At 40.0% G+C, this 24,520-nt stretch carries 19 protein-coding genes and 3 pseudogenes; 16 read left to right on the forward strand and 6 right to left on the reverse strand.

Translation table 11 applies throughout. From position 1 onward, the window contains the following. The first annotated feature begins 159 nt into the window (after positions 1 to 159). From ftsA to D8787_RS00670, 11 genes are all read left to right on the forward strand, one after another. Positions 160 to 1,539 carry a cell division protein FtsA gene (ftsA, locus tag D8787_RS00615; RefSeq protein WP_125420093.1) on the forward strand — a complete coding sequence of 460 codons (1,380 nt, stop codon included), beginning with the start codon at positions 160 to 162 and terminating at the stop codon, positions 1,537 to 1,539. A gap of 17 nt (positions 1,540 to 1,556) precedes the next feature. Next, entirely contained in the window at positions 1,557 to 2,810 is a 1,254-nt protein-coding gene (gene ftsZ / locus D8787_RS00620; protein ID WP_125420095.1) for a cell division protein FtsZ, read from the forward strand. Between the two features lie 4 nt (positions 2,811 to 2,814). Then, complete coding sequence (locus D8787_RS00625) at positions 2,815 to 3,486, forward strand: YggS family pyridoxal phosphate-dependent enzyme (RefSeq protein WP_125420097.1); 672 nt, start codon at positions 2,815 to 2,817, stop codon at positions 3,484 to 3,486. 9 nt (positions 3,487 to 3,495) lie between these two features. Continuing rightward, positions 3,496 to 4,029, forward strand: a complete 534-nt coding sequence (locus D8787_RS00630; RefSeq protein WP_042900551.1) for a cell division protein SepF — start codon at positions 3,496 to 3,498, stop codon at positions 4,027 to 4,029. Continuing rightward, positions 4,029 to 4,292: a YggT family protein gene (locus tag D8787_RS00635; RefSeq protein WP_042900552.1), complete on the forward strand. Its 264-nt coding sequence runs from the start codon at positions 4,029 to 4,031 to the stop codon at positions 4,290 to 4,292. Before D8787_RS00630 ends, D8787_RS00635 begins: the two co-directional genes overlap by 1 nt. After that, positions 4,289 to 5,074, forward strand: coding sequence for an RNA-binding protein (locus tag D8787_RS00640; protein WP_125420099.1), 786 nt, complete (start codon positions 4,289 to 4,291; stop codon positions 5,072 to 5,074). The genes D8787_RS00635 and D8787_RS00640 overlap by 4 nt, the downstream gene beginning before the upstream one ends. Before the next feature lie 8 nt (positions 5,075 to 5,082). Further along, the gene (locus D8787_RS00645) at positions 5,083 to 5,964 is read left to right on the forward strand and encodes a DivIVA domain-containing protein (protein ID WP_125420101.1); all 882 of its coding nucleotides are present in this window, start codon (positions 5,083 to 5,085) and stop codon (positions 5,962 to 5,964) included. A 252-nt stretch (positions 5,965 to 6,216) separates the two neighbouring features. Next, the gene (ileS, locus tag D8787_RS00655; RefSeq protein ID WP_125420103.1) at positions 6,217 to 9,009 is read left to right on the forward strand and encodes an isoleucine--tRNA ligase; all 2,793 of its coding nucleotides are present in this window, start codon (positions 6,217 to 6,219) and stop codon (positions 9,007 to 9,009) included. A 145-nt stretch (positions 9,010 to 9,154) separates the two neighbouring features. After that, positions 9,155 to 9,847, forward strand: a complete 693-nt coding sequence (locus D8787_RS00660; RefSeq protein WP_000240129.1) for a phosphoglycerate mutase — start codon at positions 9,155 to 9,157, stop codon at positions 9,845 to 9,847. A gap of 307 nt (positions 9,848 to 10,154) precedes the next feature. Then, the gene (locus tag D8787_RS00665) at positions 10,155 to 10,856 is read left to right on the forward strand and encodes an ABC transporter ATP-binding protein (RefSeq protein ID WP_125420202.1); all 702 of its coding nucleotides are present in this window, start codon (positions 10,155 to 10,157) and stop codon (positions 10,854 to 10,856) included. A 1-nt stretch (position 10,857) separates the two neighbouring features. Further along, the gene (locus tag D8787_RS00670) at positions 10,858 to 13,566 is read left to right on the forward strand and encodes an ABC transporter permease (RefSeq protein WP_125420105.1); all 2,709 of its coding nucleotides are present in this window, start codon (positions 10,858 to 10,860) and stop codon (positions 13,564 to 13,566) included. A gap of 312 nt (positions 13,567 to 13,878) precedes the next feature. On the opposite strand, the pseudogene tnpA reads toward D8787_RS00670, so the two are convergent. Together tnpA and D8787_RS00685 are read right to left on the reverse strand one after the other, a co-directional pair. Beyond that, positions 13,879 to 14,259 (reverse strand): annotated as a pseudogene (tnpA, locus tag D8787_RS00680) (IS200/IS605 family transposase); the annotation flags it as partial. Between the two features lie 231 nt (positions 14,260 to 14,490). Beyond that, positions 14,491 to 15,354: a helix-turn-helix domain-containing protein gene (locus D8787_RS00685; protein WP_125420110.1), complete on the reverse strand. Its 864-nt coding sequence runs from the start codon at positions 15,352 to 15,354 to the stop codon at positions 14,491 to 14,493. Positions 15,355 to 15,541: 187 nt separating this feature from the next. Here D8787_RS00685 and D8787_RS11760 point away from each other — a divergent pair, with 187 nt between their 5' ends. The 4 genes and pseudogenes from D8787_RS11760 to D8787_RS00705 form a co-directional block, all read left to right on the forward strand. After that, on the forward strand, positions 15,542 to 15,715 hold the full coding sequence (locus D8787_RS11760) for a PhrA family quorum-sensing system peptide (RefSeq protein ID WP_260471365.1): 174 nt from the start codon (positions 15,542 to 15,544) through the stop codon (positions 15,713 to 15,715). Positions 15,716 to 16,164: 449 nt separating this feature from the next. Beyond that, positions 16,165 to 18,179, forward strand: a pseudogene (locus tag D8787_RS00695) (bacteriocin-associated integral membrane family protein). Position 18,180: 1 nt separating this feature from the next. Then, positions 18,181 to 18,813, forward strand: a complete 633-nt coding sequence (locus D8787_RS00700) for an ABC transporter ATP-binding protein (RefSeq protein ID WP_000571434.1) — start codon at positions 18,181 to 18,183, stop codon at positions 18,811 to 18,813. A gap of 140 nt (positions 18,814 to 18,953) precedes the next feature. Beyond that, a pseudogene (locus tag D8787_RS00705) lies at positions 18,954 to 19,112 on the forward strand (competence protein ComA); the annotation flags it as partial. A gap of 179 nt (positions 19,113 to 19,291) precedes the next feature. Here the strand turns inward: D8787_RS00705 and tpx are convergent. The 4 genes from tpx to D8787_RS00725 all read right to left on the reverse strand — a co-directional run bounded on the left by tpx (position 19,292) and on the right by D8787_RS00725 (position 22,434). Then, positions 19,292 to 19,783: a thiol peroxidase gene (gene tpx, locus D8787_RS00710; RefSeq protein WP_077804839.1), complete on the reverse strand. Its 492-nt coding sequence runs from the start codon at positions 19,781 to 19,783 to the stop codon at positions 19,292 to 19,294. 122 nt (positions 19,784 to 19,905) lie between these two features. Continuing rightward, positions 19,906 to 20,835, reverse strand: coding sequence for a metal ABC transporter substrate-binding protein (locus D8787_RS00715; RefSeq protein ID WP_033683280.1), 930 nt, complete (start codon positions 20,833 to 20,835; stop codon positions 19,906 to 19,908). A gap of 31 nt (positions 20,836 to 20,866) precedes the next feature. Continuing rightward, complete coding sequence (locus D8787_RS00720; protein ID WP_050971295.1) at positions 20,867 to 21,715, reverse strand: metal ABC transporter permease; 849 nt, start codon at positions 21,713 to 21,715, stop codon at positions 20,867 to 20,869. Further along, positions 21,712 to 22,434, reverse strand: a complete 723-nt coding sequence (locus tag D8787_RS00725) for a metal ABC transporter ATP-binding protein (RefSeq protein ID WP_042900562.1) — start codon at positions 22,432 to 22,434, stop codon at positions 21,712 to 21,714. The genes D8787_RS00720 and D8787_RS00725 overlap by 4 nt, the downstream gene beginning before the upstream one ends. Before the next feature lie 180 nt (positions 22,435 to 22,614). Here D8787_RS00725 and pepO point away from each other — a divergent pair, with 180 nt between their 5' ends. Further along, complete coding sequence (gene pepO, locus D8787_RS00730) at positions 22,615 to 24,507, forward strand: endopeptidase PepO (protein ID WP_125420114.1); 1,893 nt, start codon at positions 22,615 to 22,617, stop codon at positions 24,505 to 24,507. Positions 24,508 to 24,520 lie beyond the last annotated feature (13 nt).

Here is a 24,520-nt window from a genome sequence, read left to right on the forward strand (position 1 = left end):
AAAGCTGATGAGCAAAAGTGAAAAAATAGCAAGTAAATTTAGGAAAAAACTAAGCACGATTGGATTTTTTGTGTTATAATATTCTGTGAATAGCTATGCCCTATTTTAGCTATATTGAATAGAAGTTAGAAACTTGGAAGATAGAGAGGATGCGATGTAATGGCTAGAGATGGTTTTTTTACAGGCTTAGATATTGGAACCAATTCGATTAAGGTATTGGTTGCTGAGCTTAGAAATGGTGAACTAAACGTAATTGGTGTAAGTAATGCCAAGAGTAAAGGTGTAAAAGATGGGATTATCGTTGATATTGAAGCAGCAGCAACTGCTATTAAGTCGGCTATTTCCCAGGCAGAGGAAAAAGCAGGCATTTCAATCAAATCAGTGAATGTTGGTTTGCCTGGAAATCTTTTGCAAGTAGAACCAACTCAAGGAATGATTCCAGTGACATCTGATACAAAAGAAATTACAGATCAAGATGTCGAAAATGTTGTCAAATCAGCCTTGACAAAGAGTATGACACCGGATCGTGAAGTCATTACTTTTATTCCAGAAGAATTTATCGTAGATGGATTCCAAGGTATTCGTGACCCGCGTGGAATGATGGGGGTGCGTCTTGAAATGCGTGGTTTGCTTTACACAGGTCCACGTACTATTCTTCACAATTTACGCAAGACAGTTGAGCGCTCAGGTGTACAAGTTGAAAATATTATTATTTCACCATTGGCTTTGGTTCGTTCAGTCTTGAACGAAGGCGAGCGTGAATTTGGAGCTACTGTGATTGATATGGGAGCAGGTCAAACAACTGTTGCTACAATCCGTAACCAAGAACTTCAGTTTACAAATATTCTTCAAGAAGGTGGAGATTATGTCACAAAAGATATCTCTAAAGTCTTGAAGACTTCACAAAAACTAGCTGAAGGATTGAAGTTGAACTATGGAGAAGCCTACCCTTCGCTTGCAAGCAATGAAACCTTCCAAGTTGAAGTGATTGGTGAAGTAGAGCCTGTAGAAGTTACAGAAAGCTATCTAGCAGAGATTATTTCAGCTCGCATTAAACACATTTTTGAACAAATTAAACAAGAGTTGGAAAGAAGACATTTGTTGGATCTTCCAGGTGGGATTGTTTTGATTGGTGGGAATGCTATTTTACCAGGTATTGTAGAACTTGCACAGGAAGTCTTTGGTGTTGGTGTCAAACTTTACGTTCCAAATCAAGTTGGAATCCGTAACCCTGCCTTTGCTCATGTGATTAGCTTGTCTGAATTTGCTGGTCAATTGACTGAGGTGCATTTGTTAGCACAACGAGCAGTCAAGGGTGAAGATACTTTGCGTCACCAACCAATCAATTTTGGTGGGATGATTCAACGTGTCACCCAGGTGTCACAGCCTACCCCGATTCAATCAGCTTCAAATACAGAGGTGGAACCATCAGCTTCTACTAACGTAGTTGCTCCGAAAGAGGATAAATTATCTTCTCAAAATAAACCAAAAATCGCAGATCGCTTCCGTGGCTTAATCGGAAGCATGTTTGATGAATAAAAGAGGAAAAATAAACTATGACATTTTCATTTGATACAGCGGCTGCTCAAGGTGCAGTTATTAAAGTAATCGGTGTTGGTGGAGGTGGCGGCAACGCCATTAACCGCATGGTTGACGAAGGTGTTACGGGCGTAGAATTTATCGCAGCAAACACAGATGTACAAGCTTTGAGTAGTACAAAAGCTGAGACTGTAATTCAGTTGGGTCCTAAATTGACTCGTGGTTTGGGTGCTGGAGGTCAACCTGAAGTTGGTCGAAAAGCTGCTGAAGAGAGCGAAGAAACATTAACAGCTGCTATCAGCGGAGCGGATATGGTCTTCATTACTGCGGGTATGGGTGGTGGATCAGGTACTGGTGCAGCTCCTGTTATTGCTCGTATTGCTAAAGATTTAGGTGCTCTTACAGTTGGTGTTGTGACACGTCCTTTCGGTTTTGAAGGAAGCAAACGTGGTCAATTTGCTGTTGAAGGAATCAACCAACTTCGTGAACATGTAGATACCCTATTGATTATTTCAAACAACAACTTGCTTGAAATTGTTGATAAGAAAACTCCACTTCTTGAAGCTCTTAGCGAAGCAGATAACGTACTTCGCCAAGGTGTTCAAGGGATTACAGATTTGATTACAAACCCTGGTTTGATTAACCTTGACTTTGCCGATGTGAAAACAGTTATGGCAAATAAAGGGAATGCTTTAATGGGTATCGGTATCGGTAGTGGAGAAGAACGTGTGGTAGAAGCAGCTCGTAAGGCAATCTACTCACCACTTCTTGAAACAACTATTGACGGTGCTGAAGATGTTATCGTCAACGTTACTGGTGGACTTGACTTAACTTTGATTGAAGCAGAAGAAGCATCAGAAATCGTTAACCAAGCAGCTGGTCAAGGAGTGAACATCTGGCTCGGAACATCTATCGATGAAAGCATGCGTGATGAAATTCGCGTAACAGTTGTTGCAACAGGTGTTCGTCAAGATCGTGTTGAAAAAGTTGTTGGACATGCACCAAAACAAGTTGTTCGTCATGAACAAGTGAGTCTAAGTCATACACGTAACTATGACCGTCACTATGACATGGCTGAAACTGCAGAAATTCCAAGTCCAGCACCTCGCCGTACAGAAACTTCTAAAACATCAGCATTTGGTGATTGGGATTTGCGTCGTGAGACGATTGTTCGTCCAACTGATTCAGTTGTATCGCCAGTTGAACGTTTCGAAGCACCATCTTTAGAAGAGGATGAATTAGAAACTCCTCCATTTTTCAAAAATCGTTAAGTAAATGAATTTGAAAGAAAATACAGAACGTGTTTTTCAACAAATAAAGGATGCAAGTCAGCAGGCAGGAAGAGAAGATAATTCTGTTTCAGTTGTTGCTGTTACAAAATATGTAGACGTACCAACAGCGGAGGCTTTGCTTCCGCTAGGTGTGCATCATATTGGTGAAAATCGTGTAGATAAGTTCCTTGAGAAATATCAAGCTTTAAAAGACCAAGATATTAGTTGGCATTTGATTGGCACTTTGCAAAGACGTAAGGTTAAGGATGTTATTCAATATGTTGATTATTTCCATGCTTTGGATTCATTAAAGCTAGCAGAGGAAATTCAAAAGAGAAGTGACCGTGTTGTTAAGTGTTTCTTACAAGTGAATATCTCAAGGGAAGAGAGCAAACATGGTTTTTCAAAGGAAGAACTATTGGAACTCTTGCCAGAGTTGGCAACCTTAGATAGAATTGAATATGTAGGCTTGATGACAATGGCTCCTTTTGAAGCTAGTAGTGATGAGTTGAAAGAGATTTTTAAAGCTACACAGGATTTGCAACTAGAAATTAGAGAAAAACAAATTCCCAATATGCCAATGATGGACTTGAGTATGGGGATGAGTCGTGACTACAAGGAAGCGATTGAATTTGGCTCAACATTTGTCAGAATTGGCACAGCATTTTTTAAATAGGAAAGAAAGATGTCTTTAAAAGATAGATTTGATAGATTTATAGATTATTTTACAGAAGATGGAGAAGATGTTGCTACTACTTATCAGCCTAAAGCTGAGGAACCGATTGTGGCTCCAGTTCCTTCTGTAAAAGAGTTGCCTCAACAAGTTGCGACCACACCATCTAAAGAAAAAAACATTACTCGTCTTCATGCCCGTCAACAAGAGTTGGCTATGCAAAGTCAACGTTCTACTGATAAGGTGACAATTGATGTTCGTTATCCACGTAAATACGAAGATGCTACAGCTATTGTTGATTTATTAGCTGGTAACGAAAGTATTTTGATTGATTTCCAATATATGACAGAAGTTCAAGCTCGTCGTTGTTTGGACTATCTGGATGGGGCACGTCATGTTTTAGCTGGTAACATGAAAAAGGTAGCATCTACTATGTACCTACTGACGCCAGTTGATGTTGTCGTCAATATTGAAGATATCAAAATTCCAGATGAATCACAAAATGGTGAATTTGGTTTTGATATGAAACGTACGAGAGTGAAATAATGCTCTTTCTCATTCGTTTTATTCAAAATGCAGTGGATATCTATTCACTGATTTTAGTCGTTTTTGCTCTGATGTCTTGGTTCCCCAATGCTTATGAATCGCGTCTCGGTCGCTTGATTATTAGCTTAGTGAAACCGATAATAGCTCCTTTACAACGTTTACCCCTTCAGATTGCAGGACTTGACTTGTCTGTCTGGATTGCGGTTTTATTAGTGCATTTTTTAGGGAACCAATTGATTCGACTTTTAGTGATGTTTCTATGAACAAGATGATCTATCAGCACTTTTCTAAGAATGATTCGTCTTTTATTGATAAGGGAGCAGAATGGATAAAAAAGGTAGAAGACTCTTATTCTCCGTTTTTAACACCTTTTGTAAATCCTCATCAGGAAAAGATTTTAAAAGTTCTAGCATCAACGAACGACATCTCCTACATGAGCAGTCGGCAGTTTCTTGAAACTGAATACGTGCGGATACTCCTGTATCCTGATTATTTTGAACCCAAATTCTCTGATTTTGAACTATCCTTGCAAGAAATAGTTTATTCTAATAAGTTTGAACGTTTAACGCATGCAAAAATATTAGGGACTGTTTTAAATCAGTTGGGAATTGATGGGAAGCTGTTTGGTGATATCTTAGTCAATGAAGAGAGAGCACAGATTATCATTAATCGACAGTTTACTCTCCTTTTCCAAGACGGCATTACGAAAATTGCCCGTCTACCTGTTCGTCTAGAAGAACGGGATTTTACTGAGAAAATTGCTACAGTAGAAGATTATCAAGAATTGGATATTTGTATCGCTAGTTCTAGATTAGATGTTTTCCTAGCGGGGGTCTTCAAACTGTCAAGAAATCAGGCAAATCAGTTAATTGAAAAGCAGGCAGTTCAAGTTAATTACCATTTAGTTGAAAAATCAGATTATACAGTTCAAGTTGGTGACTTGATTAGTGTAAGGAAATTCGGTCGATTGAAACTCGTTAGAGATAATGGGCAAACAAAAAAAGATAAAAAGAAATTAACGGTCCAATTGTTATTAAGTAAGTGAGGAAAAATATGCCAATTACATCGTTAGAAATCAAAGATAAAACCTTTAACACACGCTTCAGAGGCTTTGATCAAGAAGAAGTAGATGAATTTTTAGATATTGTAGTCCGTGATTATGAGGATTTAGTTCGCTCTAATCATGATAAGGATTTACATATTAAGAGTTTGGAAGAGCGTTTGTCTTACTTTGATGAGATGAAAGATTCATTAAGCCAGTCTGTATTGATTGCACAAGATACAGCTGAACGAGTAAAACAAGCTGCAGCTGAACGTTCAAATAATATTATCCATCAAGCAGAGCAAGATGCGCAACGTTTGTTGGAAGAAGCTAAATACAAGGCTAATGAAATTCTTCGTCACGCAACGGATAATGCTAAGAAAGTTGCAGTTGAAACAGAAGAATTGAAGAACAAGAGCCGTGTCTTCCACCAACGTCTCAAATCAACAATTGAGAGCCAGTTAGCAATTGTTGAATCATCAGATTGGGAAGACATTCTTCGCCCAACAGCGACTTATCTACAAACAAGTGATGAGGCCTTTAAAGAAGTGGTTAGCGAAGTTTTAGGTGACTCTGTCTTACAACAACATTCAGAGGAAGAACCAATTGATATTACTCGCCAGTTTTCTCCTGAGGAAATGGCAGAGTTGCAGGCTCGTATCGAAGCAGCTAATAAGGAACTTGCAGAAGTCGAAGCAAGAGCCGAGCAGGAACAAATGGTTTCACCAGCTCCAGCTCCGATTGTTGAAGAAAGTCCAGATCATCCAGTTGGTCCAATGTATGAAGAGCCAGAAGTAGTCCCAAGCCATTACTCAGGTCCAACACCAGCTACTGAAGCTGTAAACTCAGAACCAGGATTTGTGGCACCGCAAGAATCTGTTACAATTTTATAAGAAATGATCTGAGAACAATATCTTATCCTTATATTTCCAGCGAGCAGGAGATGGTGTGAGTCCTGTAATCCCTATTGATAAGATTATCCTCTCAAACAATCAAGTCTGAATGGAGTAAGATTTGACGTTCCCCACGTTACGGGATAAGAGGGAGAAAGACTAAATCTTTTTCCAAATAAAGGTGGTACCACGATTTTCGTCCTTTTTGGCAGTCGTGGTTTTTAATTTGTTATTATTTATAAAGGAGATACCATGAAACTCAAAGATACTCTTAACCTTGGGAAAACAGCTTTCCCAATGCGTGCAGGCCTTCCGACCAAAGAGCCAGTTTGGCAAAAGGAATGGGAAGATGCAAAACTTTACCAACGTCGTCAAGAATTGAACCAAGGAAAACCTCATTTCACCTTGCATGATGGCCCTCCATATGCAAACGGAAATATCCACGTTGGACACGCTATGAACAAGATTTCAAAAGATATCATTGTTCGATCAAAATCTATGTCAGGTTTTTACGCACCATTTATCCCAGGTTGGGATACTCATGGTCTGCCAATCGAGCAAGTTTTGGCAAAGCAAGGTGTTAAGCGCAAAGAAATGGACTTGGTTGAGTACTTGAAACTTTGCCGTGAATATGCTCTTTCTCAAGTAGATAAACAACGCGAAGACTTCAAACGTTTGGGTGTTTCTGGTGACTGGGAAAATCCATATGTGACTTTGACTCCTGATTATGAAGCAGCACAAATCCGTGTCTTCGGTGAAATGGCTAACAAGGGTTATATCTATCGTGGTGCTAAGCCAGTTTACTGGTCTTGGTCATCAGAGTCTGCCCTTGCTGAAGCAGAGATTGAATACCATGACTTGATTTCAACTTCCCTTTACTATGCCAACAAGGTAAAAGATGGCAAAGGTGTTCTAGATACAGATACTTACATCGTTGTCTGGACAACTACTCCATTTACTATCACAGCATCTCGTGGTTTGACGGTTGGAGCGGATATTGATTACGTTTTGGTTCAACCTGCTGGTGAAGCTCGCAAGTTTGTAGTAGCTGCAGAATTATTGAATAGCTTATCTGAGAAATTTGGCTGGTCTGATGTTCAAGTTTTGGAAACTTACCGTGGTCAAGAATTGAACCACATTGTAACAGAACACCCATGGGATACAGCTGTAGATGAGTTGGTGATCCTTGGTGACCATGTTACGACTGACTCTGGTACAGGTATTGTCCATACAGCCCCTGGTTTTGGTGAGGACGACTACAATGTCGGTATTGCTAATGGTCTTGAAGTCGCAGTCACTGTTGACGAACGCGGTATCATGATGGCCAATGCTGGTGCTGAGTTTGAAGGTCAATTCTATGACAAGGTGGTTCCAACTGTTATTGGAAAACTTGGCAACCTCCTTCTTGCTCAAGAAGAAATCTCTCACTCATACCCATTTGACTGGCGTACGAAAAAACCAATCATCTGGCGTGCAGTTCCACAATGGTTTGCCTCAGTTTCTAAATTCCGCCAAGAAATCTTGGACGAAATTGAAAAAGTGAAATTCCACTCAGAATGGGGTAAAGTCCGTCTTTACAATATGATCCGTGACCGTGGCGACTGGGTTATCTCTCGTCAACGTGCTTGGGGTGTTCCGCTTCCTATCTTCTATGCTGAAGACGGTACAGCTATCATGACTGCTGAAACGATTGAACATGTGGCTCAACTCTTTGAAGTACACGGTTCAAGCATTTGGTGGGAACGTGATGCTAAAGACCTCTTGCCAGAAGGATTTACTCACCCAGGTTCACCAAATGGTGAGTTCAAGAAAGAAACAGACATCATGGACGTATGGTTTGACTCAGGTTCATCATGGAATGGGGTTGTAGTAAACCGTCCTGAGTTGACTTACCCAGCAGACCTTTACCTTGAAGGTTCTGACCAATATCGTGGTTGGTTCAACTCATCACTCATCACATCTGTTGCCAACCATGGCGTAGCACCTTACAAGCAAATCTTGTCACAAGGTTTTGCCCTTGACGGTAAAGGTGAGAAGATGTCTAAATCTCTTGGAAATACTATTGCTCCAAGCGATGTTGAAAAACAATTCGGTGCTGAAATCTTGCGCCTCTGGGTAACAAGTGTTGACTCAAGCAATGACGTACGTATCTCTATGGATATTTTGAGTCAAGTCTCTGAAACTTACCGTAAGATTCGTAACACTCTTCGTTTCTTGATTGCTAACACATCTGACTTTAACCCAGCTCAAGATGCAGTCGCTTACGATGAGCTTCGTTCAGTTGATAAGTATATGACGATTCGCTTTAACCAGCTTGTCAAGACCATTCGTGACGCTTATGCAAACTTTGAATTCTTGACAATCTACAAGGCCTTGGTAAACTTTATCAACGTTGATTTGTCAGCCTTTTACCTTGATTTTGCCAAAGATGTTGTCTACATCGAAGGTGCCAAATCATTGGAACGCCGTCAAATGCAGACTGTTTTCTATGACATTCTTGTCAAAATCACCAAACTCTTGACACCAATCCTTCCTCACACTGCGGAAGAAATCTGGTCATACCTTGAGTTTGAAGCAGAAGATTTTGTTCAATTGTCAGAATTACCAGAAGCAGAGACATTTGCTAATCAAGAAGAAATCTTGGATACATGGGCTGCCTTCATGGACTTCCGTGGACAAGCTCAAAAAGCCTTGGAAGAAGCTCGTAATGCAAAAGTAATCGGTAAATCACTTGAAGCACACTTGACAGTTTATCCAAATGAAGTTGTGAAAACTCTACTCGAAGCAGTAAACAGCAATGTGGCTCAACTTTTGATCGTGTCAGACTTGACCATCGCAGAAGGACCAGCTCCAGAAGCTGCCGTTAGCTTCGAAGATGTAGCCTTTACAGTTGAACGCGCTGCAGGTGAAGTATGTGACCGTTGCCGTCGTATCGACCCAACAACAGCAGAACGCAGCTACCACGCAGTCATCTGTGACCACTGTGCAAGCATCGTAGAAGAAAACTTTGCGGACGCAGTCGCAGAAGGATTTGAAGAGAAGTAAGGTTGTTGTATGATATTAAGAAGGAAAAGGATTGCCAAACAGTCCTTTCCTTTTTGGTTTTGACTAGCTTTTTTGTGAAAAATTGTGTAAAATAGAATAGATAAACGAGGGGAAACCTCGGAAAATTTAAAGGAGAATCCATCTAATGGTAAAATTGGTTTTTGCTCGCCACGGTGAGTCTGAATGGAACAAAGCTAACCTTTTCACTGGTTGGGCTGATGTTGATTTGTCTGAAAAAGGTACACAACAAGCGATTGACGCTGGTAAATTGATCAAAGAAGCTGGTATCGAATTTGACCAAGCTTACACTTCAGTATTGAAACGTGCTATCAAAACAACGAACTTGGCTCTTGAAGCTTCTGACCAATTGTGGGTTCCAGTTGAAAAATCATGGCGCTTGAACGAACGTCACTACGGTGGTTTGACTGGTAAAAATAAAGCTGAAGCTGCTGAACAATTTGGTGATGAGCAAGTTCACATCTGGCGTCGTTCATACGATGTATTGCCTCCAAACATGGATCGTGATGATGAGCACTCAGCTCACACTGACCGTCGTTACGCTTCACTTGACGATTCAGTAATTCCAGATGCTGAAAACTTGAAAGTGACTTTGGAACGTGCTCTTCCATTCTGGGAAGATAAAATCGCTCCAGCTCTTAAAGATGGTAAAAACGTATTCGTAGGAGCTCATGGTAACTCAATCCGTGCCCTTGTAAAACACATCAAAGGTTTGTCAGATGACGAAATCATGGACGTAGAAATCCCTAACTTCCCACCATTGGTATTCGAATTCGACGAAAAATTGAACGTAGTTTCTGAGTACTACCTTGGAAAATAAAAAATTGTAAGTCTAGAATTGATTTCTAGGCTTTTTGTTTTTGTTCCCAGTTTTCAACTATTTGAAAAAGCGATATAATGATATTAATACTCAATAAAAATCAAAGAGCAAACTAGGAAGCTAGGCGTAGGCTGCTCAAAACACTGTTTTGAGGTTGTGGATAGAACTGACGAAGTCAGCTCAAAACACTGTTTTGAGGTTGTAGATAAGACTGACGAAGTCAGTAACCATACCTACGGCAAGGTGAAGCTGATGTGGTTTGAAGAGATTTTCGAAGAGTATAAATATGAAAGAAAGAGAAAATGATATGGCTTATATTGAGATGAAACACTGTTACAAGCGTTATCAGGTTGGGGACACGGAGATTGTGGCCAATCGTGATGTGAATTTTGAGATTGAAAAGGGTGAATTGGTTATTATTCTAGGTGCATCTGGTGCAGGCAAGTCAACGGTTCTTAATCTTCTTGGGGGAATGGATACCAATGATGAAGGGGAAATCTGGATTGATGGGGTCAATATTGCAAACTATAGTTCCCACCAGAGAACCAATTACCGCCGCAATGATGTAGGCTTTGTTTTTCAGTTTTACAATCTAGTGTCCAATCTAACTGCTAAGGAAAATGTGGAACTGGCTTCTGAAATTGTGACGGATGCCTTGGATCCTGAGAAGGTCTTGACAGATGTAGGTCTGGCTCATCGTCTCAATAATTTTCCAGCCCAGCTGTCTGGAGGGGAGCAACAGCGAGTCTCCATTGCACGCGCAGTAGCCAAAAATCCTAAAATCCTTCTTTGTGATGAACCGACTGGAGCCTTGGATTATCAGACAGGTAAGCAGGTTTTGAAAATCCTCCAAGATATGTCTCGTCAAAAGGGAGCGACGGTGATTATCGTGACTCACAATGGAGCTTTGGCGCCCATTGCTGATCGCGTGATTCATATGCACGATGCCAGTGTCAAGGATGTGGTAATCAACCAGCATCCTCAGGATATTGATACATTGGAGTACTAGCATGATCAAGCGAAAAACCTATTGGAAGGACTTAATTCAGTCCTTCACAGGCTCCAAGGGGCGTTTTTTATCCATCTTAACCTTGATGATGCTGGGTTCTTTAGCCCTAGTAGGCCTCAAAGTAACCAGTCCCAACATGGAGGCGACAGCTAATGCTTATTTAAGAACTGCTCAAACCCTGGATTTGGCAGTTATGTCTAACTATGGCTTGGATCAAGCAGATCAAGAAGAGCTAGAACAGATAGAGGGCGCAGAGGTTGAGTTTGGCTATTTGACAGATGTGACTATGGATAATGGACAGGATGCCATTCGGCTGTACTCCAAACCAGAGCGAATTTCAACCTTTCAGCTAAGAGAGGGACGACTTCCTCAGTCAGACCAGGAAATCGCTTTGGCCACTCATTTGCAAGGCCAATACAGCGTGGGACAGGGGATTAGCTTTAAAGAAAAAGAAGAGGGTCATTCCTCTTTAAAAGACCATACTTATACCATTACTGGTTTTGTAGATTCAGCTGAAATCCTCTCCCAGCGAGATATGGGCTACGCAGGAAGTGGAAGTGGGACTCTGACCGCTTACGGGGTGATTTTGCCTAGCCAGTTTGATCAGAAAGTCTACAATATAGCTCGTTTGAAATATCAAGATTTAGCAGACTTAAATACCTTTTCATCAGCTTATGAAGAAAAATCCAAGCAACATCAGGAAGACCTTGAACAAGCTTTATCAGATAATGGCAAGGCACGTCTGCAAGTCTTGAAAAAAGAAGGCCAAGAGTCTCTCGATAAGGGGCAAGAGACTCTTGACAAGGCTCAGGCTAATTTGCAGGAAGGCAAGCGTCGTTTAGCAGCTGCTCAAGCTCGTATACAGGCTCAAGAAAGTCAACTAGCCTTGTTTCCTCAAGCTCAGAGAGAGCAAGCTAGTGCTCAACTTACCCAAGCCAAGCAGGAATTGAGCAAGGAAGAGGACAAACTAAAGCAGGCTGAACAAAATTTAGCCCAAGAAAAGGAAAAATTAGAAAAACATCAGCAAGTCTTGGATGATTTGGCTGAGCCCAAGTATCAGGTCTATAATCGTCAGACCATGCCAGGTGGTCAGGGTTACCTCATGTACAGCAATGCTTCAGCCAGTATTCGGGCAGTGGGCAATATCTTTCCTGTGGTGCTTTATGCCGTAGCAGCTATGGTGACCTTTACAACCATGACTCGTTTTGTGGATGAAGAGCGAACTCATGCAGGGATTTTTAAGGCCTTGGGCTATCGTAGTAAGGATATTATCGCCAAGTTTCTCCTCTACGGTCTAGTAGCTGGGACTGTCGGAACAGCTCTAGGTAGTATACTTGGTCATTATTTGCTAGCCAGTGTGATTTCAAGTGTTATTACAAAAGGTATGGTGGTGGGAGAAACCCAGATTCAGTTCTATTGGAGCTATAGTTTACTGGCACTTGGCTTGAGTTGGTTGGCGAGTGTCTTACCAGCCTATCTGGTGGCTCGGAGGGAACTTCACGACGAAGCAGCCCAACTTTTACTGCCTAAATCACCTGTTAAAGGAGCTAAAATCTTACTGGAGCGCATCGGTTTTATCTGGCGTCGTCTCAGTTTTACTCATAAGGTAACAGCCCGCAATATCTTTCGTTATAAGCAACGGATGTTGATGACAATCTTTGGTGTGGCAGGTTCAGTCGCTCTGCTTTTTGCAGGCTTGGGAATCCAATCCTCTGTAGCAGGAGTTCCGTCTAGACAGTTTCAACAAATCCAACAGTATCAGATGATTGTCTCTGAAAATCCTAGTGCGACCAATCAGGACAAGACAGAGCTAGAAGAAGTGTTGAAAGGGCAGGATATTCAAGCCTATCAGAAAATCTATTCTAAAACGCTAGACAAGGATTTCAAAGGTAAGGCTGGTCTTCAAACTATTACCCTTATGATGACAGAGAAGGAGGATTTGACACCCTTTATCCATCTTCAACATCATCAGCAGGAACTGACATTAAAAGATGGGGTCGTTATTACAGCTAAACTTGCCCAGCTGGCAGGTGTCAAGGTTGGGCAGACTCTAGAAATTGAAGGTAAGGAACTAACGGTCGCTGCCATTGCTGAGAATTACGTTGGTCACTTTATTTATATGAGTCAGGCTAGCTATGAGCAAATTTACGGACAACTAGCCCAAGCCAATACTTATCTGGTCTCGCTAAGGAATACCAGTGCTAATAGTATCGAAAGACAGGCCGGCTTACTTATGAATCAAGCTGCGGTGTCAAGCGTCGTCCAGAATGCTTCAGCCATTCGACTCTTTGACTCTGTCGCTAGCTCACTCAATCAGACCATGACCATCTTAGTCATCGTGTCGGTTCTATTGGCCATTGTTATCCTTTACAATCTGACCAATATCAACGTAGCTGAGAGAATCCGTGAACTCTCCACTATTAAGGTTCTCGGTTTTCATAATAAAGAAGTCACCCTCTACATTTACCGTGAAACGATTGTACTATCTCTTGTAGGAATCGTATTTGGTCTGGTATCTGGTTTCTATTTACATCAATTTTTGATTCAAATGATTTCGCCTGAGACTATTCTCTTTTATCCGCAGGTAGGTTGGGAGGTCTACGTAATCCCAGTGGTAGCAGTAAGCATTATTTTGACCCTACTTGGTTTCTTTGTCAATCGCCATCTGAGAAAGGTTGATATGCTTGAAGCCTTGAAATCTGTAGAGTAAGGTAGTTGTTTTTAGCACTTTGAACTTGTATTTACTCGTAAATCATGACCATCCATCAAACGGGTGGTTTGTCCCAGGGCTATAAGCCCAAATTACCAGCCAGCGCCTAAAGACGCTGGCTTTCACGTTGTTCAAGCCTTATTGCTCTTGACTCGTCACTTGCCTCTTAAAGAGGCTTTAGTATGACTTACCACTATCCCTAAAGGAATCCTCTTATTCTTATACACTCAATTTATCGAGTGCTATATTATACTTTACTCGTTCTCAAATTTTCATACTCGTGAAGAAATCATCCACTGGATAATTTCTTTAATCTTGAATATATTTCTTAATTGTGGCTTCATTGAGTCCAACCGTACTCACATAATAACCTTCCGCCCAAAAATACCGATTCCCAAACTTGTACTTGAGATTGGCGTGTTTGTCAAACATCATGAGTGCACTTTTTCCTTTTAAATACCCCATGAAACTTGAAACACTTATCCTTGGTGGAATACTTACTAACATATGTACATGGTCTGGCATTAAGTGACCCTCGATAATTTCAACTCCTTTATAACTACACAAGCGATGAAATATTTCTCCTAAACTACTTCGATATTGATTATAGATTACTTTTCGTCTATACTTAGGGGTGAACACAATGTGATAGAACAGTGCCATGTGCGATAAACTATGTGCCTTTTGTGCCATATTTTGCTCCTTTCGCTTTACAATTGGCTTGAACACCTTTATTGTATCGCGTTTGGAGTTTTTGGGGTATAACCTTCGACGCGCACCCGCATAGCGGGTGGTTTTTTTGTCTCGCACCTAGCGGAGCGAGACGGACTAATAGTCACATAATTATAAGGCTGATAGTATTAATTTCACTATCAGCCTTACAGGTTATTTAACGTTTCAGAAAAACTATAATNTCAAGATTAACTAAACAGTATCTAATTCNTTCAAATAATTTTCTATCTTCATCAACATTAAAGGATTGTTATAAATCTTACATAACTCTCTTGCTTCTATATAATAATTTTTGACTTGTTCTTTGTCTAGAAATTTGGCTCCAGCATTTCCTACAAGAATAAGTAGAGGAGCCAGTTGGTAGCTTGTCTGTCTTTGTTTACAGAGTTCAATCGTCTCAAGAGCTTCTTGGATGGCTTCATTATATTTTTCNTTTGATACTAGGTAGTGAGCGTAGTTGTANCGAACTCTGATGTAGCCAAATAAAAACTCTTGATGCTCAAAATTTTTTGTCTGATATAACTCCATNAAATGANAGTAGTTTGCNTCATANTCTTNTTCACGACCNACNANGGAATAGAANTTAGATAGAGTATTCAANGCCTTTAAATAAATCAGAGTATNTGANGAGACTTTTAATAATATATTTTCCAATGAAGAAATTGCCTCACACTTACTGTCATATTGATAGAAGTCAATAATAGCTTTAATCCATTCAAGGTAAGTTCGGTCTTCTAGTGTTAGAAAAGTACTTCGTTCAATCTCTATTCTATAAATATATTCCAAATTGTCATAATTTCTNTCATTTAATAGTCGAGCAGATAATTGCTTGAAATTAGAGAGGTTAGATTTAATTTCAATTTGTTCATTAAAAAAATAATCTAATGGTACTTCAAGTCGTTGTGAGAGTTTGAACAAAAGGTCTGCGGAGGGAATGAAATGCCCTCTCTCAATTTTACTAATCTGGCTTTGTTCACAAATTCCTTCTGCAAGAGTTTGTTGGGAGAGACCTAACTCTTTTCTTTTCAATCTGAATTTCTCTGCGAGTGTATTCATTAAAGATAATAAACCTTCCTATTTGCTTAATTTCATTATAAAATTTTTAGTTCAAAATAGCAAGTTAAAGGAATAAATAATTCTCTATGGTAATAAAAAAATAAAAAAGTCAAAAATTACATAAAAATGCTTGGCTAAATAAAATATATCTGTTAAAATAAAAACAAGGAAACAGAAAAGGGTTTCATTGCATGAGAAAAAACGTGGAATTCAAAAACTAGCTATATTAGCATTACTAGGTGTTTTTATGTTTAGTAATACAATTCCTTACCAACAATTCATTCAGAAGAATAAACAATTGGAGATTCGAGTGCAATCACAAAAGAAGTCCAATGGTCTTGATGTTGGGAAGGCTGATTGATTTCGTATTACTTTAAAATTCAACTATTTAGAGAAAGGTATTCTTATGAGAGCTTGTAACAATACCAGATAGATATAAGAATGGAGATGTTTGATAAAATGCTTTCATAGCTAACCAACTGTTGAAAATTATGAGTTACAAAATCTAAAGTATTTAAGATTAGTTTATAAAATTAGGTCTCTGCCTGTAGAAAGGAACGTGCAGTTAGAAAGGAGGAAAAAATAGGATACTATAATTCAGACTGAGATTTCTAATTAAAATATGTAGTTGCATTTCGCTCATTTTCATAATATTTCATTTAGAGGAGTAATAATATGTTAAAATTTAGATTTGATGCGGGATGGTAAAGAATAATTGAAGAAGATTCTTTTATCAATAGTTTAGTAAGCTTGTTAGTTTATAGAGAGCAGGGATATTTCTGCCCTCTGTTTTAGAATAAGGAATGCACTATGAAAAAATTATTTATACTCATATCCAACCTGCTTGCTAGTTTGTTCTTTGTTTGGGTATTTACCATTTGGACTGATACATATGTCTCCCATTATTACCCCAACGTTGTTGTACGTGATTCTTCCCCTGAAACAACTTTTCAACATGTTGCTACACGCTTGGAAAAACTAGCAGAAGAAACGGATAGCTTTATTGCGATTCAACACCAAGATCCTAACTCAGAAGGTACTACAGTTTTTTCTTATACGACCTTTGGGAACGGAAAGTTGCCTGATGGGCTACAGGAAAAAAACTAGAAGATGCTCAAAGTAGTAGTGTTGAAACAAACTATTTTGTATTCGATGGACACCTAGATATTCACTTGCTAAAGGAGGAGCTAAGTCAACTTGGCTTGACTAACATGCACCTGACAATTCCATCTAAACTATCTACGTTAATGGCTATCTTTAGTAACGGATTTCAGTTAATCAGTCTATTGATTTTCATCTTAACCTTTGGAGCACTGACTTTAATTAGTCAAATTAGCCAATTACGGTCGTCGGGCATTCGCCTCATTTCAGGAGAGAAACGGTGGTCCATTTTCCTTAGACCAGTTGGTGAGGATTTGAAAGGGATAGCTGTTGGTTTCAGTTTAGCTGGCGTGCTCGCCATTCTTATGCAAAAAATTCTGTCGCTTCCAACGCAATCCCTAATGACCATAGGAGAAGGCTTGCTCAGTTATAATCTCATCTTGTTGTCGATCTCCCTGTTTTTCGCTCAACTCTTCGCTGTTGGGATAAAAAAGATACACCTGATGCAGATTATAAAAGAGCAAGTGCCTGTCAGAGGAGTCATTAGTTTGATTTTAATCGGTCAACTATTAGCGATTATTATTGTAACGCTGGGAATAGGGAGTAGCTTAAAGTATTCCCAAGCCTGGCAACAGCATCGGATTGGACAAGAGGCTTGGAGCCAGGAAAGGCAACTGATTACCCTATCAATCAGCCGTGAAGGAACGAGTCCTGGTTTTGATGAACAAGCTCAAAGGAAACTCAGAACTTGGTATCAATTGATGGATCTGGCTGTTTCAGAACAAAAGGCTTTCTTATCTAGACACCAGTTAATTGACCGTACTTTGCAAAATGGCATGGCTTCCTCCAAAAACTTTATAACCTCTACAGAATGGCATGATTACAGCCCGAATGGCAATGTCCTTATCGTCACACCGCAATACTTGGAGCGTCAAAATATTCCTGTAGATACAACTATTGAGCAAAAGATGAATCACCTTGATGTAGGGGAGTTTGTCTTATTGCTGCCTGAACACCTCCGTTCAGAGGAAGAACATTATAAATCTGTTTTTGAAGACGACTTAACCAGTCGCATGTCTAGTCGAGATGAACGACAGCAAATGACTGCTACGGTAGGTTATTTGGAATCAGGTCAGGATCGTTTTGTGTATAATACGACCCCTATTTCTTACCAGCAGTTTTTGAAAGATCCAATCATCATTGTTATAACACCCCAATCAACTGGTCCACAGTCCATTGTGTTTTGGGTAGACGCAGTACAGAACTACGTTCTCTTTAATCAATTGTCTGATGCCCAGGAGCTTATCCAGAAACAAGGCATTGAAAATTGGGTCTCAGAAATGCAAACAGGTTACCACAACTACATCACATTATTGGATAATATCCAGAGGGAACGTTGGGTAATGCTAGCAGGAGCTGTGCTTGGGATTGCAACTTCAATCTTGTTGTTTAACACTATGAATAGGCTCTACTTTGAAGAATTTAGACGTGCCATTTTTATCAAACGCATTGCAGGTCTCAGGTTCTTAGAAATCCATCGCACTTATCTCTTTGCTCAACTGGGTGTGTTTTTACTGGGATTTGTTGCGAGTGTATTTCTTATGGTAGAGATAGTAGTTGCTTTCTTAGTCTCGTTACTCTTTACTGGTCTATCTCTTTTACAATTACATGTCCAAATGCAGAAAGAAAACAAGATGTCTATGCTTGTTTTGAAGGGAGGTTAATATGATTGAACTTAAACAGGTAAGTAAATCTTTTGGAGAACGAGAGTTATTTTCGAATCTTTCAATGACATTTGAGGCTGGAAAAGTCTATGCCTTAATTGGTTCCAGTGGTAGCGGAAAAACAACCTTGATGAACATGATTGGGAAATTAGAATCTTATGATGGGACGATTTTTTACCGAGGTAAAGACTTGGCCAATTATAAATCGAGTGATTTTTTCCGTCACGAATTGGGCTACCTCTTCCAGAACTTTGGCTTAATTGAAAACCAAAGTATTGAAGAAAACCTTAAGCTAGGTCTCATTGGTCAAAAGTTGAGTCGGTCGGAACAGCGGTTGAGGCAGAAGCAGGCTTTAGAACAGGTTGGCCTGGCTTATCTTGACCTAGATAAGCGCATCTTTGAGTTATCGGGCGGAGAATCGCAACGGGTTGCCTTGGCAAAAGTTATCTTAAAGAATCCACCCCTTATTCTGGCAGATGAGCCAACAGCTTCAATAGACCCAGCAACCTCTCAGTTGATTATGGAGATTTTGCTATCTCTTCGAGATGATAATAGGCTAATCATTATCGCAACACATAATCCGGCAATTTGGGAGATGGCTGATGAAGTGTTCACGATGGATCGTCTGAAATAAAAATCCTTGTTTTTAATTGCACGATGAGTTACTGAAATATTATCATGAATCAATAATTGGAGTTGATTTAGAATTGTACTTTATTAATATTGAGGTAACTTTTTCTTGATAAAGGAAGAAATAGTGGAGAGGAAGTTAGAATGAAAAAATTCGACAATTATATTATTGAGAAGCCTTGCGATTCTAATTCAGATAAACTACAAAAAATCTTAATAATTGAAAGTTTGGTAGATGATATTTTGCAATTTTCTCTCAGAATCAATAATAGTGTAGGAGAGATTTTCCTCCTACAACCGTTTCAAAAGAAATATTTACCCATTGGGAGAAGATGTTGCAGTGGATAATGTGTTACTCACTGAAAAATATAATTTTCAACTAAAAGATTTTGAAGGATTCATTTCAAAATAAACAATAATTAAAGAATAAGAAAAATCCTCCGTTTCAAAGAGCAGGAACTCTTTGTGACAGAGGATTTTTTCTATAGAGCTTTAGCAGCTGCAATTGCGGCTTCGAAGTTTGGTTCAGAGTTGATATTGTCCACGTATTCAACGTAGCGAATTGTATTGTCAGTATCGAGGACAAAGACTGCGCGTGCCAATAGGTGCCATTCATTAATTAAGAGAGCGTAATCACGTCCAAAGGAATGGTCGAAATAGTCTGAGAGCATGATGGCATTTTCAATACCTTCAGCACCACACCAACGTTTTTGGGCAAAAGGGAGGTCCATGGAAACAGTCAAGACAACTGTATTATCCAGTCCAGCCAATTCTTCATTAAAACGACGCGTTTGAGTTGAGCAGATGCCTGTATCGATAGAAGGCACGACACTCAAGACTTTTTTCTTGCCATCAAAATCAGTCAGAGATTTTTTAGAAAGGTCTGTTGTAGTGAGTGAAAAATCAAGAGCTTTGTCGCCGACTTGTAGTTGTTTACCTGTAAAGCTCACAGGATTTCCGAGAAAAGTTACCATAGGATACTCCAATCTTTTTTCTTCCATTTTAGCTAAAACGGTCAGAATTTTCCAATGATTTGACTGGAAATGTGGGCATAGAAAAAACGTCAATTCGGAAAAGAATGACGTTTTTCAGAGGATTATTTTGCCAATCCTTCAGCAATCTTGTCAAGGTTGTATTTCATCATGTTGTAGTAGCTGTCGCCTTCTTTACCTTGTTCTGCGATAGAGTCAGTAAAGATTTGTGCGTAGATTGGGATGTTTGTGTCTTGAGAAACAGTTTTCATTGGACGGTCATCCACGCTTGATTCTACAAAGAGTGAAGGAGTTTTTGTTTGGCGAAGTTTTTCAACCAAGGTCTTGATTTGGTCAGGTGTTCCTTCTTCTTCAGTATTGATTTCCCAGATGTAGGCACTTGGGACACCATAGGCTTTAGAGAAGTATTTGAAGCATCCTTCGCTGGTTACGATCAATTTCTTCTCAGCAGGGATATTGTCGAATTTAGCTTTAGCTTCCTTGTCAAGCTTATCTAGCTTTTCAGTATATTCTTTGAGATTTTTTTCGTAGAATTCCTTGTTGCTAGGGTCTTTAGCGCTCAATTGTTTTGCGATATTTTTAGCAAAGATCATACCGTTTTCAAGGTTGAGCCAAGCGTGTGGGTCTTCTTTACCTTTTTCGTTTTGGCCTTCAAGGTAGATAACATCAACGCCTTCGCTGACTGCAAAGTAGTCTTTGTTTTCAGTTTTCTTAGCATTTTCTACCAATTTTGTAAACCAAGCATTGCCACCTGTTTCAAGGTTGATACCGTTATAGAAAATCAAATCAGCTTGAGAAGTTTTCTTGACGTCTTCAGGAAGTGGTTCGTATTCGTGTGGGTCTTGACCAACAGGAACGATACTGTGAAGATCAATCTTGTCACCAGCAATATTTTTAGTAATATCAGCGATGATTGAGTTTGTAGCAACAACTTTTAGTTTTTGACCAGAAGCTGCATCTTTTTTTCCGCTAGCACATGCTACAAGAGCAATGACGGAAAGAAAGAGAACGAGTAATGTACCTAATTTTTTCATTAGATCCTCCAATTTATTGGGGTTTTGCCCCTTATTTTAACAAATGTTTATTTTTCAGTTTCAAATATCGTTGTTTTGGAGCGATAAAGAAGCTAATGAGAAAGAAACTAGCGGCTGTAAGCACAATACTAGAACCTGCCGCAACGTTAAAGCTATAGCCGATAAAGAGTCCCAAAACTGAAGCTGTCGCTCCAAAGGTTGAGGAAAGGAAAATCATGCTTTTCAGGCTATTAGCATACAGATAAGCAGTTGCCGCTGGGGTAATCAGCATGGCTACAATCAGGATAGTTCCGACACTTTGCATGGCTGTCACAGACACGAGAGTCAGGAGTACCATGAGAAGGTAGTGATAGAAATTGACAGGCATTCCCATGGCTTTAGCCAAGAGTTCATCAAAGGAAGTGATCAAGAGTTGCTTGAAGAAAATCCAGATTAACAAGAGAATGGCTGCCCCCACACCCATAGTAATAAACATATCCGTATCTTGGACGGCTAGGATATTACCAAAAAGGATATGGAAAAGGTCAGTTGAACTTTTAGCGACACTAATCAAGATGATACCGAGGGCTAAGAAAGAAGAAAAGGTAATGCCGATGGCGGTATCGCTTTTGATAATCGAGTTTCCCTTGATATAGGTAATGATGATAGCAGCTAGCAATCCAAAGACAATGGCTCCGACAAAGAAGTCAAGGCCCAAGATAAAGGAGAGGGCTACCCCTGGCAAGACAGCATGTGAAATGGCATCTCCCATGAGTGACATCCCGCGTAGGATGATGAAACATCCCACAGCTCCAGCTACGACCCCGACGACAATGGCTGTTATCAAGGCATTTTGTAGGAAATGGAATTTTTGCAATCCATCTATAAATTCTGCAATCATAGGTCACCTCCATTGAAAAAGAGTCGATTACCGTAAGCTTCTTTGAGATTGGTTTCGGTAAAGGTTTCTTTGGTCGGACCAAAGGCGATCACTTCTCGATTGACAAGTAAGACTTGATCGAAGTAGTGGGGAACCTTGCTGAGGTCGTGGTGAACGATGAGAACCGTCTTACCAGCTTTTTTCAAATCTCTCAGCGTATTCATGATGATTTCCTCACTGACAGAATCAATCCCAACAAAAGGTTCATCCAAGAGGATATAGTCGGCTTCCTGTACCAAACATCTGGCAATCAAGACCCGCTGGAATTGACCTCCAGACAGTTGACTGATTTGACGTTCAGCATAGTCGGCTAAGCCGACGATTTCAAGGGCTTCCTCTACTTTTTTCCAATGTTTAGCATTTAAACTGCGAAAGAGAGGAATAGAGGGAAAGAGTCCTAGTGAGACACATTCCTTGACCTTGATGGGAAAGTTGTAGTCGATATTGATTTTTTGTTCGACATAGGCAATTCGGTGTAAGGATTTTTTAACTTCCTTGTCATCGAGAAATGCCTGACCTTGATGTGGGATAATTCCCAGCATACCTTTTAATAATGTTGATTTTCCAGCACCGTTTGGACCAATGATTCCGGTAATTGTTGGTCCTTGGAGCACTAGTGAAATATCCTTAAGTGCCAACGTTTCTTTGTAGGAGACACTGAGGTTTTCGATACGTATCATAAACTTGTATTCCTCCTTACTCTTAATATACCTTAAAAAAAAAATTAAGTCAAGTTAATTTTTCAAAAAATTAAAATATTAACAGTAAAATATTTAAGTTCTTTTAATCTTGTATTTTAATTGCATTCCCAGGTAATTTTTGTTAAGCTAAAAACAAGTACAAATGAAAGCGAGAACAAGATGACACGTTATCAAGATGATTTTTATGATGCAATCAATGGAGAATGGCAGAAGACAGCTGAAATCCCAGCAGATAAGTCTCAAACAGGAGGTTTTGTTGATTTAGACCAAGAAATTGAAGACCTGATGCTGACGACAACAGACAAGTGGTTGGCGGGAGAAGAGGTTCCTGAGGATGCTATCTTGGCAAACTTTGTCAAATACCACCGCCTAGTTCGTGATTTTGACAAGAGAGAAGCTGACGGTATCACACCTGTTTTGCCACTTCTTAAAGAATTCCAAGAATTGGAGACTTTTGAGGATTTTACAGCTAAACTAGCAGAATTTGAGCTTGATGGAAAACCGAACTTCCTTCCTTTTGGTGTATCGCCAGACTTTATGGATGCTAGAATTAATGTTCTATGGGCTAGCGCTCCAAGCACGATTTTGCCAGATACGACCTACTATGCAGAAGACCATCCTCAACGTGAGGAACTCTTGACTTTGTGGAAAGAAACCAGCGCAAATCTCCTCAAGGCTTATGATTTCTCTAATGAAGAAATTGAAGACTTGCTAGAGAAAAGACTAGAATTGGACCGTCGAGTTGCGGCAGTAGTTCTCTCTAATGAAGAAAGTTCAGAATATGCTAAACTCTACCATCCATATGCTTACGAAGATTTCAAAAAATTCGCACCTGCCCTACCTTTGGATGACTTCTTCCAAGCCGTTCTTGGACAAGTACCAGACAAGGTTATTGTAGACGAGGAACGCTTCTGGCAAGCAGCAGACCAATTCTATAGTGAAGAAGCTTGGCCTCTCCTCAAGGCAACCTTGATTTTGAGTGTTGTCAATCTCTCAACTAGCTATTTAACAGAAGAAATCCGTGTCTTGTCAGGTGCTTACAGCCGTGCGCTATCTGGAGTTCCAGAAGCCAAAGACAAGGTTAAAGCTGCCTACCAGCTAGCACAAGGTCCATTCAAACAAGCATTGGGTCTCTGGTATGCCCATGAAAAATTCTCCCCAGAAGCCAAGGCAGACGTGGAGAAAAAAGTGGCAACTATGATTGATGTCTATAAGGAACGTTTGGCTAAAAATGACTGGCTGACTCCTGAAACTCGTGACAAGGCCATCGTCAAACTCAATGTCATCAAGCCTTATATCGGTTACCCAGAAGAATTGCCAGAACGTTATAAGGACAAAGTAGTAAATGAAAATGCTAGTCTTTTTGACAATGCTCTAGCCTTTGCGCGTGTGGAAATCAAGCACAGTTGGAGCAAGTGGAACCAACCTGTAGACTATAAGGAATGGGGTATGCCTGCTCATATGGTCAATGCTTACTACAATCCACAGAAGAACCTGATTGTCTTCCCAGCGGCTATTTTACAAGCACCTTTCTATGACTTGCATCAGTCATCTTCTGCTAACTACGGGGGTATCGGGGCGGTTATTGCCCATGAAATTTCCCACGCCTTTGACACCAACGGAGCTTCCTTCGATGAAAATGGTAGTCTAAAGGATTGGTGGACAGAGAGCGACTATGCTGCCTTCAAGGAGAAAACACAAAAAGTTATTGACCAATTTGATGGACAGGATTCTTATGGAGCAACCATTAACGGTAAATTGACTGTGTCAGAGAACGTGGCTGACTTGGGAGGAATCGCTGCAGCGCTTGAAGCAGCTAAGAGAGAACCAGACTTCTCAGCAGAAGAATTCTTCTACAACTTCGGTCGTATCTGGCGCATGAAAGGTCGACCAGAATTTATGAAACTCTTGGCTAGCGTCGATGTACACGCACCAGCCAAACTCCGTGTCAATGTACAAGTACCAAACTTCGATGATTTCTTTACAACTTATGATGTCAAAGAAGGTGACGGTATGTGGCGTTCACCAGAAGAGCGCGTGATTATTTGGTAATGTAAAGAGACAA

Origin of the sequence: Streptococcus mitis (genome assembly GCF_003944325.1) — a bacterium.
GTDB lineage: Bacteria > Bacillota > Bacilli > Lactobacillales > Streptococcaceae > Streptococcus > Streptococcus mitis_CW.

Bases quoted from the DNA above. Each gene is read 5' to 3' on its own strand.
- D8787_RS00640 (WP_125420099.1), top strand. From the start codon at position 4,289: ATGAACAAGATGATCTATCAGCACTTTTCTAAGAATGATTCGTCTTTT.
- D8787_RS00720 (WP_050971295.1), bottom strand. From the start codon at position 21,715: ATGATTGCAGAATTTATAGATGGATTGCAAAAATTCCATTTCCTACAA.
- tpx (WP_077804839.1), bottom strand. From the start codon at position 19,783: ATGGTAACTTTTCTCGGAAATCCTGTGAGCTTTACAGGTAAACAACTA.
- ileS (WP_125420103.1), top strand. From the start codon at position 6,217: ATGAAACTCAAAGATACTCTTAACCTTGGGAAAACAGCTTTCCCAATG.
- D8787_RS00630 (WP_042900551.1), top strand. From the start codon at position 3,496: ATGTCTTTAAAAGATAGATTTGATAGATTTATAGATTATTTTACAGAA.
- D8787_RS00625 (WP_125420097.1), top strand. From the start codon at position 2,815: ATGAATTTGAAAGAAAATACAGAACGTGTTTTTCAACAAATAAAGGAT.
- pepO (WP_125420114.1), top strand. From the start codon at position 22,615: ATGACACGTTATCAAGATGATTTTTATGATGCAATCAATGGAGAATGG.
- D8787_RS00715 (WP_033683280.1), bottom strand. From the start codon at position 20,835: ATGAAAAAATTAGGTACATTACTCGTTCTCTTTCTTTCCGTCATTGCT.
- D8787_RS00645 (WP_125420101.1), top strand. From the start codon at position 5,083: ATGCCAATTACATCGTTAGAAATCAAAGATAAAACCTTTAACACACGC.
- D8787_RS00660 (WP_000240129.1), top strand. From the start codon at position 9,155: ATGGTAAAATTGGTTTTTGCTCGCCACGGTGAGTCTGAATGGAACAAA.
- D8787_RS00725 (WP_042900562.1), bottom strand. From the start codon at position 22,434: ATGATACGTATCGAAAACCTCAGTGTCTCCTACAAAGAAACGTTGGCA.
- D8787_RS00635 (WP_042900552.1), top strand. From the start codon at position 4,029: ATGCTCTTTCTCATTCGTTTTATTCAAAATGCAGTGGATATCTATTCA.
- ftsA (WP_125420093.1), top strand. From the start codon at position 160: ATGGCTAGAGATGGTTTTTTTACAGGCTTAGATATTGGAACCAATTCG.
- D8787_RS00670 (WP_125420105.1), top strand. From the start codon at position 10,858: ATGATCAAGCGAAAAACCTATTGGAAGGACTTAATTCAGTCCTTCACA.
- D8787_RS00665 (WP_125420202.1), top strand. From the start codon at position 10,155: ATGGCTTATATTGAGATGAAACACTGTTACAAGCGTTATCAGGTTGGG.
- ftsZ (WP_125420095.1), top strand. From the start codon at position 1,557: ATGACATTTTCATTTGATACAGCGGCTGCTCAAGGTGCAGTTATTAAA.
- D8787_RS00700 (WP_000571434.1), top strand. From the start codon at position 18,181: ATGATTGAACTTAAACAGGTAAGTAAATCTTTTGGAGAACGAGAGTTA.